Below are 16,385 nucleotides of genomic sequence, written 5' to 3' on the forward strand. Positions count from 1 at the left end.
GTGAGAAGTTAATGGAGACTGCTTCAAAAAAAAGTTTTTTAACGAGTGAAATGATTAAAAGTGCTATTTTAGGAGCCTTTAAGAAATTTAATCCAATATATATGGTAAAAAATCCTGTTATGTTCGTTGTGGAAATTGGGTTTATCTTTGTTCTTTTGTTAACCATTTTTCCAGCGATGTTAGATGCAGATGCAAGTGGGGATGATCGCATTTATAATGCCATCGTTGCCTTTGTTCTATTTATCACTATCTTATTTGCTAACTTTGCTGAGTCGATTGCGGAGGGCCGTGGAAAAGCACAGGTTCAAACATTAAAGAAAACAAAAACAGTGACTGGGGCGTGTGTCCTTCTTCCTGACGGCTCTGAAGTAATGAAGCAAGCATATGAGCTAAAAAGAGGAGATATTGTTTTGGTGCAGGCTGGGGAAACCATCCCAAATGACGGAGAAGTAATTGAAGGGATTGCGACAGTGGATGAATCGGCCATTACGGGTGAATCAGCTCCTGTTGTAAAGGAACGCGGTGGAGACTTTGCATCTGTTACAGGCGGTACGACAGTAACAAGTGATTGGCTGAAAATCGAAATTACATCACTACCTGGTGAATCGTTCTTAGACAAAATGATTACTCTTATCGAAGGAGCGAGACGTAAAAAAACACCAAATGAAATTGCGTTAAACACATTATTAGTTAGCCTAACCATTATTTTTTTACTTGTTGTTGTTACTCTTTATCCGATGACGACTTATTTAAATGTGCATATTCCGGTGGCGACATTAATTGCGCTTACTGTTTGTCTAATCCCAACGACCATTGGCGGACTATTATCTGCAATTGGGATTGCCGGGATGGATCGTGTCACACAGTTTAATGTCATTGCCATGTCAGGGAGGGCTGTCGAGGCATGCGGTGATGTGGATACATTGATATTGGATAAAACAGGTACGATCACGTATGGAAACCGTATGGCAACTGAATTTACTCCTGTGGAAGGAGTAGCTGAAAAAGAGCTGATACGAGCTGCATGGCTTAGCTCGCTGACGGATGATACACCTGAGGGGAAATCCATTTTATCACTAGCATGCAAACTAAAAGTGGACACTGCGGATGAGGGAATGATTAGAGATTCAAGTGTGCACATTCCATTCACCGCACAGACACGAATGAGCGGACTTGATATGCAAGATGGTACAAAAATTCGCAAAGGTGCTTACGATACGATAAGAAAAGAAAGCATTGCTGCAGGTCATGTAATTCCTAAAGATTTAGAACAACTAGTTCACCAAGTATCATCTGTAGGAGGGACGCCACTAGTTGTGGTGAAGAATCATCAGATTCTAGGCGTAATCTATTTGAAAGATGTTGTGAAATCTGGTTTAAAAGAACGTTTTGATCAGCTTCGTGCAATGGGAATTAAAACAATTATGTGCACGGGGGATAATCCGCTTACAGCTGCATCCATCGCTAAGGAATCAGGAGTGGATAGCTTTATTGCAGAAAGCAAGCCGGAAGACAAGATAAAGGTAATTAAGGATGAGCAAGCCCTTGGAAGAATAGTGGCAATGACTGGTGACGGTACAAATGATGCACCTGCACTTGCTCAGGCAAATGTAGGACTCGCAATGAACTCAGGGACAAATGCGGCAAAGGAAGCTGCCAATATGGTAGATTTGGATTCAAACCCAACAAAAATTATCGAAGTAGTGGAAATCGGCAAGCAATTGCTCATGACCCGTGGTGCACTTACGACATTTAGTATTGCAAATGATTTAGCCAAATACTTTGCGATTATTCCGGCTATGTTGATGGCAGCGGTACCAGAGATGAGTTCACTAAACGTGATGATGCTGAATTCGCCAACAAGCGCTATTATTTCTGCACTGATTTTTAATGCGGTTATTATCCCTTTCCTAATCCCGATTGCTATAAAGGGTGTTAAATATAAGCCGATGAGTGCATCTAAATTATTAAATAGGAACTTACTAGTTTATGGGCTAGGCGGCATTATCGCACCATTTATCGGGATTAAAATAATTGATTTACTTGTTAGCCCAATTTTACAAATGATCGGTCTATAGGGGGAAAGGTTATGAAGGGATTATTTGAAAATGCAAAGCAAGGATTGTTGGTCACGTTAGCAATGTTCGTTTTATGTGGTTTGATTTACCCATTCGCAATCACTGGGGTTGCTCAGGCGTTTTTTGCCCATGAGGCAAATGGCAGTTTAATAGAGATAGATGGTGAAACGGTTGGCTCCGAAAAATTGGGTCAGGCTTTTACAGCACCTGAGTATTTCTGGGGGCGTGTATCTGCAGTGAATTATAACGTCTATACAAAAGAGGACGTTTTGCCAAATCAAAATGGGGAAACAGCCTATAGTGGTGTCAGCTCTGGCACCTTCAATTATGCCCCATCCAACCCGGAGCTGGAGAAACGAATAGAAGCTGATATTGAGACATTTTTAAAAGCAAATCCATCAGTTAATCGAGAAGAGATTCCTGCAGATTTAATGACCGCCTCTGGTTCAGGTTTAGATCCGCATATTAGTGTAGATGCAGCACGAATTCAAATTGATCGTGTGGCAAAAGCAAGTGGTATTTCAGCTGCGGAGGTGAAGGAAATAATAAAGGCAAATACAGAAAACCGTGTATTAGGCATATTTGGAGAAGATAAGGTAAACGTCCTTGCTGCAAACTTGGATATATATAATAAAATGAAGGAGAAATGACAGGGAAAAAGAAACTGATTAGTGTGGGACGGAGGGACAGGAACCTCGTCCCATTTTTATTTAGTTATATTTTTGGGACAGCCTATGTCTCGTAAAGAAGGGAATTTTGACAGGTTTATCGAAGATATGAGGAAAAGATTTATATAAAGGAGCTATGCTGATGGATTATAAAGTGAAAACATATGAGGAAGCTGTAAAAGTAGTTGAAGAGGTTGGATTGCTGCCTCTGGCCCCTTTGATACCTGATTTTCCATCCTTGAATAGCATTACTTTGGAAGAAGCCTGGCATTCTGGGACAGAATTCGATCCTTGGAATTGGAGGACGAAGTTTTCTGCAGAAGGGGTAGCTGGGTACGGGAAATTTATGAAGAAAAAATCAATACTTGTATCCCGACAGTTACTCCCTTATGTGAAAAAGGTGCTTGGCTATAATGATTCGGTTGAAGAACGTTATTACAATGGGAATGTATCAAAAGAAGCGCTGCATTTGTTCAGGATTATTAGTCTTGAAGAAGGGATCGATACAAGAACATTGAGGACGAAAGCAGATATGCGGGAGAAAGAAAAAAAGAAGATATTTGAAAATGCATTAGTAGAATTGCAAGGAACAATGGATATAGTTATTTCAGGCATTCAGGAAAAAACGGATGAGAATGGGGAAAAGAATGGCTGGAGCAGCACTTCTTTTGAAACGTATGATTCTTGGGCAAAAAGAAATCAGATAGAATTAATTGAAATTAATAGAGAAGAAGCCATAGACTATCTTCTGACACACTTTAAAAATATATGTACGAATGAAACCTCTGTAAAAAAACTCGAAAAAATTCTTGTGTGATATAGTAAACAACAATTTATCATGAAAGTCTCTTTTATAAACCATTTAATTACAAAAAAATGTTTAAAAGGAACACGCCTTCGATTATAATCAACATAATCGAACGTGTGTTTTTTTGTGGCAATTTTTTTGCAAATTGATGGACAGTTTCTATAAGAAAGGGATACGTACATAATGAAAAAGACAAAATCTTTCCATATCCTTGTTTGGGTTATCCTTGGGGGCACGGTTTTTACAAGAATAGCCAGTTTTATGGCTATTCCATTTTTGGCTTTATATTTGCATAATACGCAGGATGTTCATCCGGTATTAATCGGAATTACGGTAGGAGTCGCACCACTTGTTGCGACAATTGGCGGTTTTATTGGCGGGTATTTGACCGATCGATTTGGCCGAAAAAAGGTTATCCTTACGACGATTTTTGTTTGGAGCTTTGTCTTTATTGGTTTTGGATTAGCCAAAAGTATTTACCTATTTATTTTCCTGAACGCTTTAAATGGGTTATGCCGCTCCTTTTTTGAGCCGTCGACACAAGCGTTAATGATTGATTTCACTGAACCTAATCAGCGCAAAAGGATGTTTACACTTCGTTATACAGCCATTAATATTGCAGGTGTAATCGGGCCGTTGCTAGGGGCTTACATTGCTACTGTTTCAACGCAGAGCATCCCATTTTTTATTACAGGTTTTATGTATTGTGTTTATGGTGTTTTTCTCTTCATTATTTTAAATCGCTATACGATGCGGCAGGTTATAAGCAAGTCACCGGTTCATATTTTTCAAATGCTAAAAATTGTGACCTCTAATCGTGCACTTGTTTTCTTTATTTTAGGGGCGATCTTTATTAATATTGGGTATTCTCAATTGGACTCTACTATTCCACAATTTTTAGAAATAAATTTCGAAAATGGGGTTTATTTATATTCAGTCATAATTGCATTAAACGCTGCGATTGTCATTCTGCTGCAATTTCCAATTAGTCTTTGGAGTGAAAAAATATCAGCTGTCAATGCAATGACCATTGGGATTCTCTTTTTTGTTGCCGGTTATATTCTTTTTATTTTTGGAACAAATCTCCCTATGCTTATTGTGGCTATCGCTGTCGTAACATTAGGGGAAATTTTTACGTTTCCTTCTATGAATATTCTAATTGATCAAATTGCGCCAGATGATCAAAAGGGAACTTACTTAGGGGCAGCTCAGTTTAGAAATGTCGGCAGCTTCGTCGGTCCTATCATAGGCGGTTGGCTATTAACGTTTGGAAGCGGAGCCTATTTATTTGGCACAATGGCCCTTATTGTATTACTTAGTGTTTTCTTTTATCGGGCAGGAGATCGTTTTGCCGGGTCTTCTAAAGAAGTACAGAGATGTGAGGCGCTATAGAATAAATAAAAAGCCTTTCCTCGATTAAAAACGAGGAAAGGCTTATGAAGATCAAATTATTTTAGAGTAAATGTAACCTTTTTCCCTTTTGAAAGATCTTTTGCTTCTTTATCTCTCATTGGTCCTACTTCAACTTCAAATGATTTATCTTTCCAAATTTTATCATACATTTCTTTTTCTAATACATAGATTTGCAGCAGCTCACCTTTAGCTCCAGGTGCAATTACATCACTATATTTATAATTTAGTAACATGCCTTCGTTAAGCATATATTGTGTTCCGTCATTAACCGTTAGTTTAGAGCTGATTGAACTTTGGGCAATCTCTGAAGCACCTTTATTATCAATATTAAACTTTACAGTTAATAGAACAACCCCATTATTGAACGCTTCAAATCGCGGTGCTTCCACTTCGTTTGGTACAAATTCAGTGAATTGATACCCATCCAAAGTAACAGTCGCATCACCAAGAGGTTCACTTTTACCAATTCCATTTTTCTCTTCGATCATTGTTTTCGTGCCCATATCATCAATGGTTGCCTTATCTTGATAAAAGCTCTTATTACCTTCTACTTTTTTCTCGCCGCTTTCATTCAGTGACAGTGTGAATTGTCCTTCTTTTCCGAATGAAGAAGAAAAATCATCTTTTACAGCTAGTGGAGCAGGGACCTCTATGGCTGCAGTTGATAAATTAAGTACTTGTTTTAAATGATCATCACCAAATGGGTACGTATAATAGCCGGAAATAGTTTCTCCAGATTTAATTAAGTATCCGTTGGAAGGAGCTAGTTTTGTTGGCAGCTGTTCCTCTTCAGGCAAAAGATCTCTATAATTATTATATGCCTTCGAAGCACCTGTAAAATTCAGATAAAACGCAGGCATATAATAAGCATCTTTATCTGTTTCGTTCTTCACAGTATATTTGGCAATAATGACGCCACCATTTGTTTGATCATTAAACGGAATCATAAAATCTGTATGAAAGTCTTTTAATTCAACAAGTTTATATGCATCTAATGAGACAGAAACCCCTTCCATCTCGTGCTTTTGCGGAGTGTCATTTTCATAAAGGATCTTAGTCGTTCCTTCTGTTTCTTTTTCCATGTAACTAATTAATTCCGAAAAGTCGCTGGAACCTTCATTTTCTTTTGTATCGGCTTCTTCTGTTTCTTTTTCTGTATCTTCATTTTTTTCTTTCTTATCCGCTTCTGCTGCAGCTGTTTCTTTAGAACCTTCTGATTCCTTCTCCTTAGATGCTTGCTTATCTCCACTACACCCGGCTAAAACGAATGCAGCTACTAGCATAGCAATGAGCAAGGTAACTAGTTTTTTTGGCATAAATCTAAACAACCTCCAAATAAAAATTATTCTCTAATCCTACTATAATATGGTAATTGAACAAGGGTAAAAAGGTCTAATAGTGGCAAAATATACCTAATGTTACGGGATGAGAAATTTGATCAATTTGTACTAAAAAATGGTAGTTTAACATAGTGATTTTAGTCATGCAGATAATTGAAGTGAGAAAAGACTTATATGATTATATGACATTAGATGGGAATTTTTACTATTTTCTTGAACTTCTATGCAATCCTTAAGAAATAATATATATTATGATTATTTTGTATGACAATTTACGCTAAATCATTCTAAATAACGATAAGGATATCCAACCAATGAAAAAGCAAACTTTAAAGGTATTTATAATCAAACTGTGCAGGTACTTGGCCGACCGATGGAAATTGAAACAAATATGCAAAGCCGCGAAGTTTCTATTGTTCTGCCTTTAAAAGACAGCTTGCCTACGGATGCCAAGGAACGAGAAAAAATCCTTGATAATCTTGCCATCTTTAATATAGCGATGGTACAAAGGAAGTTTTACGAGGAAAAGTAATTCTATATAAGAACAATGGTGAATTAGTTGTATGGGAAAAAATCAACAAAACAAAAAAACTCCCGCGTATTTTGAAAAAGGGAGAAAAATACCGAGTGTATCGTTATGTACCCGGTATGTATGATCTAGGTAATGGGAAATACGTAGTTCAAAACGAACAAATCCTATTTCAATCTTTGAAATAGACCGGAAATTGGCAGGGAATAATATTAAAACAACCAGCTGCTGTTTTTTTACAGTAACTGGTTGTTTTTCTACTTTATTCTAGAATGGCTGATTCCCTTTCCATTTGCATCCTATTGCTGATTCTCTGCTGGGACACGGTTTCTGTCTCTCTGTCCCGCAAGTGGATGAAGTGCATTCGTGTTATTGATATAAATAAACGCATCGTATCGTTCGGACATTTTTGAGGGTACGTAATTTCCTAAATGCTCGTCTAGAGGGTTGTATACGACGCCGATGGCACGATGTCGGATGGGATGATTGAATACATGCCTATTTTCATTATTAAATAGTAATATTTTATTTTTAGTATTGGCCCTGTGCATAAGGTCTTCCCAGCTGTCAGCTTGGGCTGGAGGGGTGATCATTTGTTTGAAGTTATTGCCCCATTTGTCAGCAGCTATGACTGAACCGCGATGTGTACCAAATCCAATAATAAAGAGATTTTCTTCTTCTTCTTGTTCCCTCAATAATTGTCCGACGTTCACGATTCCCTCATCTGCCATGTCTGTTGCTCTAGCATCGCCAACATGGGTGTTATGCTCCCAGATAATTCCCTTTGCCTGATTCCCGAAGAACATCATAATTCTGTTCAATGTTTCAACCATATGGCGGTCGCGGATATTCCATGATTCATTATCGTTTGTTATCATTGTCCGATAGTAATTTTCTGCATTTGCCGTAATAAGTGCATTGACCTCAAGGTTTAATCCACTTTCTTCATTATCCAAATAGATATTCCTTTTTAAAGATATATCTGTTAACAGTTTTATGACTTCATCATGACAGTCAGCTGAATAGAAAGCTGCAGATATACCATATTTTTCGGGTTGACGATTGAATGGCTCAAAGCAGGCAATTGTTTTTCTTGCTGCCACAATATCAGGTGAGTTTGTTTCTTCTAAATAGTTCACTATTTCATCTAATGACTCCCAAAGGCTGTAGACATCAATCCCGTAAAACCCAACTTTTCTCTCAAGAGGCTGTCTTTGATTATAGGCTTTTACCCATTCTATAAATTCAACCATTTCCTCGTTGGCCCACATCCAGGTTGGCCAGCGGTTAAATGCCTGTAATACATCTCGGGCATGGTTGCTTTTCAGATCCCAGCCTTTAATATATTCATTGACTTTCTGACAAACCGGCCAATCACCTTCAACTGCTAAAAAGGTAAAACCTTTTTCCAGAATTAGTCTTTTTGAAAGTTCTGCTCGAATGTTATAAAATTCTGAGGTCCCATGTGAGGATTCACCAAGTAAAACAAACTTCTCGTTATTCATTCCTTTTATTAGTACATCTAGATCCCGAAGATCATTGAGTGGGTGTGCAAAGCTTTGAATAGCTTGAATGAACTTTTTCTCCAATTCTATCCCTCAATATCGTTTGCTTATTAATCTAAAGATTAAGGGATATTGTTTCCAGGTTCTTGTGTTCTCATACACTTTCTGATTAATGAAATCATTAGGGGACAGGTACCCTGTCCCCAACTTTAAAGCGAATATACAGTATAAATTTACTTGTCTTTGTTGACTAGAAAATAAAAAATAGAATTTTTATCTCCCGATTATCTTTTCTTCTTTTTTGTGTTGTCTATAGTAGGTTTGTTTTTACTGACTGTTTCTAGAAGAACTTGTACATGGTAGTTTCTCTCATCTGAACTAGTAACGCTTGAAACCTTCCCCTTACGTCCTTTAATGGTTAGGTTTTCACCAACAGATGGGACATTATTGAGCAATTGGCTTAATAAAAGATTTTTGTTTTCAAAAAAATTTACTGTAAACATTTTCGTCTCCCCTATTTCATATAAAATGTGATACTCTACTCTCTAAAAAATATGTGATGAACGATAGATAAAGACCAAAATTATATATAGAAAATTTTTTCTTAAACTTTCTACTATTTATAAAAAGAAGGGTCTAAAGATCTAGTTCTTTAGGATTGTTTGTAGGGGTAAAAACAATGCTGTAAGTATGTTGTGGGTACAAATAAATTGAAATCTATAAAAATCTTAGCTTACAAAAATAGTTCGATTTACTAAGGTTTACATAGTGTTTATGTGAACGAAGATCCTTTAAAACTTTACTAATATGAGTAATTAGTATGATTTTCAGAAAAAGAAAAATTCATAGCCTTAATCAATTGTAAAAATCATGCAATTATACCCATTTTATTGTAATAATAGTATGATAAAATCATAAATGGGTAATTTTGGTATAGGATTTTTGTTTTAATTTATTTATGTATGAGAGATTGGGAGGAAAATTTTATAATGAAACGATTGGTATTAATGTTGTTTGTACTATGCATGATGTTTAGTACAACAGTGGCAGCAGAAGAAGATTATAATTGGATTGAGGGGGGACAACCCGTTGATCTTGGTGGAATTGCCACAGTTGATCTTGACCCAGAATTCATCTTTCTTGATGCAGAAAATACGAAGAAAATGAGTATGGATTACGGGGATCCAGTTTCAGGTCTTGAAGTGGGCAGCATCTTTCCAACAGATGAGAATGCAACATGGGCAGTCTTTTTTGACTATGAGGAGTCTGGTCACATTAAAGATGCTGAAAAAGAGAAAATAGATGCAAAAGCACTATTAAAGAGTTATAAGGAAGGTACTGAAGAAGCAAATAAGGAACGCCAGCCAGGCGACCGTTTTTATGTAACGGGCTGGGATATTAAGCCTTTCTATGAGGAAAAAACGCATAATCTGACTTGGTCAATGTTACTTGAAGACGAAAACAAGGAAACATTTTTAAATTATAATACAAGAATCCTAACAAGAGAGGGAAACATCTCAGTTATTCTTGTAACTGATCCACAAAACAGAGAAGCGGATAAAAAGCTGCTTGATGAAAAAATACTTTCAAAGTTCAAAGTGAATGATGGAAAAAAATATGAAGATTTTGATAAGTCTACTGATAAAGTAGCAGATTACGGTTTAACTGGACTGATTCTAGGTGGTGCAGGTCTAGCTGTAGCTAAAAAGGCAGGGATCCTAGCTGTTATTCTTGCATTTGGGAAAAAATTTGGCATAATTGCGGTAGCTGGAATTGCAGCTTTATTTGGTTTCATTCGAAAAAAGAAAAGGAATAACCAATCAACTGGTTCAGATGATTCCTTAAATCAATAAATAATCTAGAATTAAAATAGTTTTATCGGAAAAACCTCTTAGGCTTCTATTCACCTAAGAGGTTTTTTCTGCTTTTGGCATTAATGGTGCTGCGTTATAACCGCTAAAAAATGGCTGATACAAATTTCGTGTTATCTGACTGTTGACAATTATTAGATAAAAATGGTAATCTTCAAGAACACTAAATAATTTTTACAAAGGAGGAATGGACAATGCGAGATCTTAGAACACGCTTCATAGTTATTAATTTCATACATTGTCCTTGCCTCTTTTCTGTATAAGTGCGAATTCCATTATACGATAAAAAGGTATAGGTACACTCCTATGCCTTTTCTAGAGATGCATGCTCTTTCTAGGGTATGCATCTTTTTGTTGATGGAATTTTTTAGTGGAATAATGAAAAGGAGTCGAGGACGATGTGGAACAGAGTAAGATGTTTGATTTTTAATAGTGAGTTGCTGGATAGCGGGTAGCGGTTGTACAACAGCTCAAGAAGGGAAGAGGGTATGATACATGTTTGATGTTTTAGGGAAGCTAGGCTGGTTTTTTAGACAGTATTGGAAGCAGTATACTATTGCGATTATCTTATTATTGATTGCCACTCTGTTAGAAGTGGTTCCGCCATACTTACTTGGATCCATTATCGACATAATAACAGCTGGAGAAATGACAAAAGCGGTATTAGGTCAATATATATTAATTTTCGCTGCAATTATTGTCTTTGGCTATTTTTTGAATTTCTTTTGGCAATATCGATTATTTGAAGGTGCGCTTAATCTTGAAAAATTAATGCGCCGTAAATTAATGCGGCAATTTTTGAAAATGACGCCGACTTTTTATGAGAAAAATCGGACCGGTGACTTAATGGCACGTGCGACCAATGATTTGAATGCCGTCTCTTTAACAGCGGGATTCGGAATCATGACATTAATGGATTCTACGTTATTTTTAGGTTCGATTATATTTGCGATGGGCTTTATGATTTCATGGAAATTAACGTTTTTTGCGATGCTGCCTGTACCGATCATGGCTGTGCTAATTCAGTATTTAGGGAAGCTTGTACATGAACGATATATGAAGGCGCAGGATGCATTTGGTGAACTGAATGATAGTGTCCTAGAGTCTGTTGCTGGCGTGCGCGTGATTCGTGCATATGTCCAAGAGAATAAAGATGAAAAGAACTTTGCAGATATGAGTGAGGAAGTATACAGGAAGAATATGCATACAGCGAAAATTAATGCGTTATTTGGTCCGATAACCAAAATCGGAACAGGCATTAGCTTTGTTGTAGCGCTTGGTTATGGTGCATTTCTCGTGTCAAATGGGGAAATGACTGTCGGCCAGCTTGTAACTTTTAATGTCTATTTAGGGCTAGCTGTATGGCCGATTTTTGCCATTGGAGAGTTAATTAATGTTATGCAGCAGGGGAATGCTTCACTAGACCGTGTGCAGGAAACACTTAATTATAAAGCAGATGTACAAAACACGAATGACCCTGTTGCAATAAAGTCACCGAGTACGATTGGGTTTGATGACTTGATGTTTCAATACCCGACGAGCCAGGTGAAGAACTTACAGCAAATCTCCTTATCATTGAAAAAGGGTGAAACACTTGGGATTGTAGGAAAAACGGGTGCAGGAAAAACAACCTTTCTAAGACAGCTGCTGCGTGAGTATCCAATTGATGAAGGGAAATTAAATATTGGCGGTATCGATATAGCATCCCAAACAAAGGAGCAGATTCTTGATTGGATTGGTTATGTTCCGCAAGATCATGTGCTGTTCTCACGTACGATACGAGAAAATATTTTATTTGGAAAAGATGATGCAACGGAAACTGATTTGAAGAAAGCCATTCATCTTGCCTATTTTGAAAAGGATTTGGAAAATTTACCGATGGGGCTTGAAACACTTGTCGGTGAAAAGGGTGTCTCCTTATCGGGGGGACAGAAGCAGCGGGTGTCGATTGCTCGTGCACTCATCAAAGATCCTGAAATATTAATCCTAGATGATTCGCTATCAGCAGTTGATGCAAAGACGGAAACGAGGATTATCCAAAACATACAGAATGAACGAAGTGGGAAGACGACAATTATTACCACCCACCGTTTATCTGGTGTGCAGCATGCAGACAAAATTATCGTACTCGATGAGGGACAGATTATAGAACAAGGAACGCATGAAGAGCTGCTCAGACAAAATGGCTGGTATAAGGAACAATTTGACCGTCAACAGCTAGAAGGAGGCGTGTCATGAGTACGAGTAAACGATTAACGAAGTATGCTATGTACTATAAGGGACCCATTTTTCTTGGGTTATTTTTCTTAACGGTTGCTGTTTTTACCGAGCTTGCAGGTCCTTTTATTGCTAAATATATTATTGATGAACATATGACTATTGGGAAAATTGAAATGGAGCCAATTGCCTGGCTGCTTTGTTTATATTTAATCTTAGCTATTGCAACAGCGGTTTTGCGTTATTTTATGTATATTTATTTACAAATCGGTGCTAATCGGGTAGTACAAAAGCTTCGCAAGGATGTATTTGGGCATATTCAAACATTACCTATTCAATATTTTGACCATCTGCCAGCTGGAAAAATTGTTGCACGTATCACAAACGATACAGAAGCAGTAAGGAATTTATATGTGCAGGTGCTTTCTAACTTTGCAACAAGCTTCATTTCTATTGCAGGTGTATATATCGCACTGTTTATTTTAAATTGGAAAATGGCAATGATCGCCTTGGTCATGATTCCGATTGTATATCTATGGATGATTTTGTATCGAAAATTTGCATCGCAATATAATGAAGTGATTCGTACAAAAATTGCCGATATTAATGCAATGATTAATGAATCCATTCAAGGGATGACAATCATTCAAGCCTTTCGCCGTGAAAAGCAAATGACGAATGAATTCGATGAGATGAATGAGGAACATTATGCTTATGGGAGAAAACTATTGTTCTTGGATTCGGCCACCTCATTTAACCTTGTAAATACATTACGACTTATTATGTTTACAATATTTATCATCTATTTCGGGACGCAATCGTTAACGGCCGTTGAGTTGGTGTCTGCTGGAACGCTTTACGCATTCGTTGATTATTTAACAAAATTATTTAATCCGATTACGAATGTGGTTAATCAGTTCTCACAGCTTGAACGCTCACTCGTTGCTGGAAAGCGTGTATTTGAAGTATTAGATATAACTGGAGAAAAGGTTTCACAAGAAACAATGCCAAGATATGCAGGAAATGTTGTGTTTGAAGATGTTTCATTTGCCTATAAAGACGAAGAATATGTTTTAAAGCATTTATCTTTTGAAGCGAAGCGCGGGGAAACAGTCGCACTTGTTGGTCATACAGGGTCTGGAAAAAGTTCGATTATGAACCTGCTATTTCGCTTCTATGATCCATCGAAAGGAAAAATTTATATTGATGGTGCAGATGTAACGGCTATGCCAAGACAAACGATACGCCAGCATATGGGGATTGTTTTACAGGATCCATATCTATTTACAGGTACGATTGCCTCGAATGTAAGTTTGAATGATCCGAGAATTACACGGGAAAAGGTCGAAGAGGCATTGAAAGCAGTAGGAGCGGAACGAGTGCTTGGCCATCTTGAAAAAGGCATTGACGAACCTGTTATTGAAAAAGGCAGCACGCTATCATCCGGTCAGCGTCAGCTTATTTCATTTGCACGCGCGCTTGCCTTCGACCCGGCAATATTAATATTGGATGAAGCTACATCCAATATCGACACAGAAACAGAGGAAATTATTCAGCATGCAATGGATGTGTTAAAGAAAGGCCGTACAACATTTATCATTGCACACCGCCTCTCAACCATCAAAAATGCCGACCGCATTCTTGTATTAGACCGCGGCATTATTAAAGAACAAGGCACCCATGACGAGCTGCTCGCCCAAGGCGGCATCTATAATCAGATGTACCAGATGCAAGCAAAATCACTTCAGGTTTAGGAGAAGGGACAGTATTCTGTCCCTTCTTTTTGTATTGAGACAAGTGGACCTGTCCGCATCTGTCCCGTCTGAGCAGATGGCACAAAGTACCTATATTCTTTTGAGGGATAATACTTTTAATTAAAATAGTTTAGTGCTAAACTATATTTGTAGATGATTTTTAAAAGGGGATGCTTTGGATGGGCAAATTACAAGATAAGGTCATTATTATTACTGGCGGTGCAGGCGGCATCGGCATTGGGATGGCGAAAGCAATGGTAAAAGAAGGGGCAATCGTAACAATTGTAGACTTAAATGAAGAGGCCGGAAAAGCAATGGAAAAGGAATTACACGCTATTTCTCCAAAATCAATGTTTCTTCAAGCGAACTTAATGGATCGCGAAAATCTTGGTCAAATTATTAAAAGAGTTGTTGAAAAATATGGTAAATTAGATGTGTTAGTAAATAATGCACATGCTTCAAAACAAGTAACGATTGAAGAAACCACGCAAGCTGATTTAGATTTATCATTTGGTACAGGGTTTTATCCAACATTCTATTTAATGCAAGCGGCACTTCCTTACTTAAAGGAAACAAAAGGAAATGTGATTAACTTTGCATCTGGTGCTGGAATTGCTGGACACGAAACTCAAGGTGCTTATGCTGCTGCGAAAGAAGCTATTCGTGGAATTTCACGTGTAGCAGCAAATGAATGGGGACGATTTGGTATTAATGTAAATATCATTAGCCCGCTTGCCTACTCACCAGGTGTACAAGCATGGTCAGAAGCACAGCCTGAATATTATGAAGCAGTTAGAAGCAAAATTCCAATGGGACGTTTCGGCGATGTAGAAAATGATATTGGGCGAGTTGCGGTATTCTTAGCCTCAGAGGATTCACAATACATTACTGGCCAAACAATTATGGTTGATGGCGGCTCATTAATGCTTCATTAAAATTCTCGGCTTTTTAGGAGGAATTTTTTGAATCAAACAAATATTTTCAAACTTATTCAAGCGATTGAACAAATGAATAACGACAACATCATGAGATTTACGAAGGCATTTCCTTATCCGATTGGTATTTCACCCATTTTAGTGCTGTATGAATTGCGGACAAAGGGACCTCAGAAGCAGGTAGAATTAGCGGAAACGGTTGGCTATACAAAAGGAGCCATGACAAATATTGCGACAAAGCTTGTTAACCTAGGTCTTGCTGAAAGAATGTATAACGAAAATGACCGTCGTACCATTCAATTAAAGATGACTGCTGCTGGGGAGCAAGCATTGACTGAAGCGCAGAAAATTGGCAAAGATGTTTTTACACAGCTCTTTGAAGTGTTGAGTGAAGAAGAAATTAATCAATATTTAAAGATTCAAGAGAAGCTAGTAAAGAGTATTCATGATAGAAAAAAATCAAATGTAAAATAAAATATTGGAGGATGAACATGAGCAGATTAAATGGCAAAGTTGCGATTATTACAGGTGGAGCACGTGGAATGGGAGCTTCTCATGTACGCTTATTTATAAAAGAAGGCGCAAAAGTAATGATCGCTGATATTCTTGAACAAGAAGGACAAGCATTAGCAAATGAACTAGGAGAAAATGCGAAATTCATTAAGTTGGATGTTACTAAAGGAGCAAATTGGGAAGAGGTTGTTTCAGAAACTGAAAAAGTTTTTGGTCCTGTTAATGTATTAGTCAATAATGCAGGCATTAGTATGAATAAATCAATTGAAGAAACATCAGAAGAGGATTACAGAAGAATTCTTGATATTAATCAGGTTTCTGTATTTCTTGGCATGAAGTCAGTTATCCCTTCAATGAAAAAAGGCAATGGCGGTTCGATAGTAAATATTTCATCCATTAACGGCCTTGTTGGTGGCGCGATCGGATATACAGATACAAAATTTGCAGTAAGAGGAATGACAAAAGCAGCTGCGCTCGGATTATCACAATACGGTATTCGTGTAAATTCCGTTCACCCGGGAGTGATTGAAACGCCAATGATCGTACAAGAAGATTCAAAAGAGGCAATTAAGGAATTTGCGAAATATATTCCAACAGGAAGAGTGGCTAAGCCTGAAGAGGTTTCTAATCTTGTTTTATTCCTGTCCTCAGATGAATCTAGCTACAGCACAGGTTCTGAGTTTGTAGTTGACGGTGGATTAACTGCACAATAAGAAACATTAAAATGGGGATCCTATTAAATGGGAGCTCCATT

14 protein-coding genes are annotated in these 16,385 nt (G+C 37.5%); 11 read left to right on the top strand and 3 right to left on the bottom strand.

Going from position 1 to position 16,385, the window contains the following annotated elements:
- Positions 1–11 precede the first annotated feature (11 nt).
- The 4 genes from kdpB (at position 12) to AN957_RS01190 (ending at position 4,946) form a co-directional block, all read left to right on the top strand.
- A complete protein-coding gene (kdpB, locus tag AN957_RS01175) occupies positions 12–2,078 on the top strand; it encodes a potassium-transporting ATPase subunit KdpB (RefSeq protein ID WP_056681858.1) in 2,067 nt (688 codons plus the stop codon).
- Between the two features lie 11 nt (positions 2,079–2,089).
- A complete protein-coding gene (gene kdpC / locus AN957_RS01180) occupies positions 2,090–2,728 on the top strand; it encodes a K(+)-transporting ATPase subunit C (RefSeq protein WP_056681863.1) in 639 nt (212 codons plus the stop codon).
- A gap of 160 nt (positions 2,729–2,888) precedes the next feature.
- The gene (locus tag AN957_RS01185; protein ID WP_245637749.1) at positions 2,889–3,563 is read left to right on the top strand and encodes an AlkZ-related protein; all 675 of its coding nucleotides are present in this window, start codon (positions 2,889–2,891) and stop codon (positions 3,561–3,563) included.
- A 174-nt stretch (positions 3,564–3,737) separates the two neighbouring features.
- A complete protein-coding gene (locus AN957_RS01190) occupies positions 3,738–4,946 on the top strand; it encodes an MDR family MFS transporter (protein ID WP_056681866.1) in 1,209 nt (402 codons plus the stop codon).
- A gap of 56 nt (positions 4,947–5,002) precedes the next feature.
- Here AN957_RS01190 and AN957_RS01195 read toward each other — a convergent pair whose 3' ends face one another.
- Positions 5,003–6,283: a DUF5068 domain-containing protein gene (locus AN957_RS01195; protein ID WP_056681870.1), complete on the bottom strand. Its 1,281-nt coding sequence runs from the start codon at positions 6,281–6,283 to the stop codon at positions 5,003–5,005.
- 397 nt (positions 6,284–6,680) lie between these two features.
- Here AN957_RS01195 and AN957_RS27485 point away from each other — a divergent pair, with 397 nt between their 5' ends.
- Positions 6,681–6,839, top strand: coding sequence for a hypothetical protein (locus tag AN957_RS27485; protein ID WP_156319156.1), 159 nt, complete (start codon positions 6,681–6,683; stop codon positions 6,837–6,839).
- Between the two features lie 296 nt (positions 6,840–7,135).
- Here the strand turns inward: AN957_RS27485 and AN957_RS01200 are convergent, their stop codons facing one another.
- Both AN957_RS01200 and AN957_RS01205 read right to left on the bottom strand, forming a co-directional pair.
- A complete protein-coding gene (locus AN957_RS01200) occupies positions 7,136–8,425 on the bottom strand; it encodes an erythromycin esterase family protein (RefSeq protein WP_056681873.1) in 1,290 nt (429 codons plus the stop codon).
- A 200-nt stretch (positions 8,426–8,625) separates the two neighbouring features.
- On the bottom strand, positions 8,626–8,844 hold the full coding sequence (locus AN957_RS01205) for a hypothetical protein (RefSeq protein ID WP_053478027.1): 219 nt from the start codon (positions 8,842–8,844) through the stop codon (positions 8,626–8,628).
- Between the two features lie 486 nt (positions 8,845–9,330).
- On the opposite strand from AN957_RS01205, the gene AN957_RS01210 reads away from it, so the two are divergent.
- The 6 genes from AN957_RS01210 (at position 9,331) to AN957_RS01235 (ending at position 16,344) form a co-directional block, all read left to right on the top strand.
- On the top strand, positions 9,331–10,194 hold the full coding sequence (locus tag AN957_RS01210; protein ID WP_245637750.1) for a DUF2167 domain-containing protein: 864 nt from the start codon (positions 9,331–9,333) through the stop codon (positions 10,192–10,194).
- Positions 10,195–10,707: 513 nt separating this feature from the next.
- Positions 10,708–12,450: an ABC transporter ATP-binding protein gene (locus tag AN957_RS01215; protein ID WP_056681878.1), complete on the top strand. Its 1,743-nt coding sequence runs from the start codon at positions 10,708–10,710 to the stop codon at positions 12,448–12,450.
- A complete protein-coding gene (locus AN957_RS01220) occupies positions 12,447–14,183 on the top strand; it encodes an ABC transporter ATP-binding protein (protein ID WP_056681881.1) in 1,737 nt (578 codons plus the stop codon). The genes AN957_RS01215 and AN957_RS01220 overlap by 4 nt, the downstream gene beginning before the upstream one ends.
- Positions 14,184–14,362: 179 nt before the next feature.
- Positions 14,363–15,118, top strand: coding sequence for an SDR family NAD(P)-dependent oxidoreductase (locus tag AN957_RS01225; protein WP_056681884.1), 756 nt, complete (start codon positions 14,363–14,365; stop codon positions 15,116–15,118).
- A gap of 27 nt (positions 15,119–15,145) precedes the next feature.
- Positions 15,146–15,592: a MarR family winged helix-turn-helix transcriptional regulator gene (locus AN957_RS01230; protein ID WP_056681887.1), complete on the top strand. Its 447-nt coding sequence runs from the start codon at positions 15,146–15,148 to the stop codon at positions 15,590–15,592.
- A gap of 17 nt (positions 15,593–15,609) precedes the next feature.
- On the top strand, positions 15,610–16,344 hold the full coding sequence (locus AN957_RS01235) for a glucose 1-dehydrogenase (protein ID WP_056681890.1): 735 nt from the start codon (positions 15,610–15,612) through the stop codon (positions 16,342–16,344).
- Positions 16,345–16,385: the final 41 nt, after the last annotated feature.

This window comes from Cytobacillus solani (assembly GCF_001420595.1).
Taxonomy (GTDB): Bacteria; Bacillota; Bacilli; order Bacillales; family Cytobacillaceae; genus Cytobacillus; species Cytobacillus solani.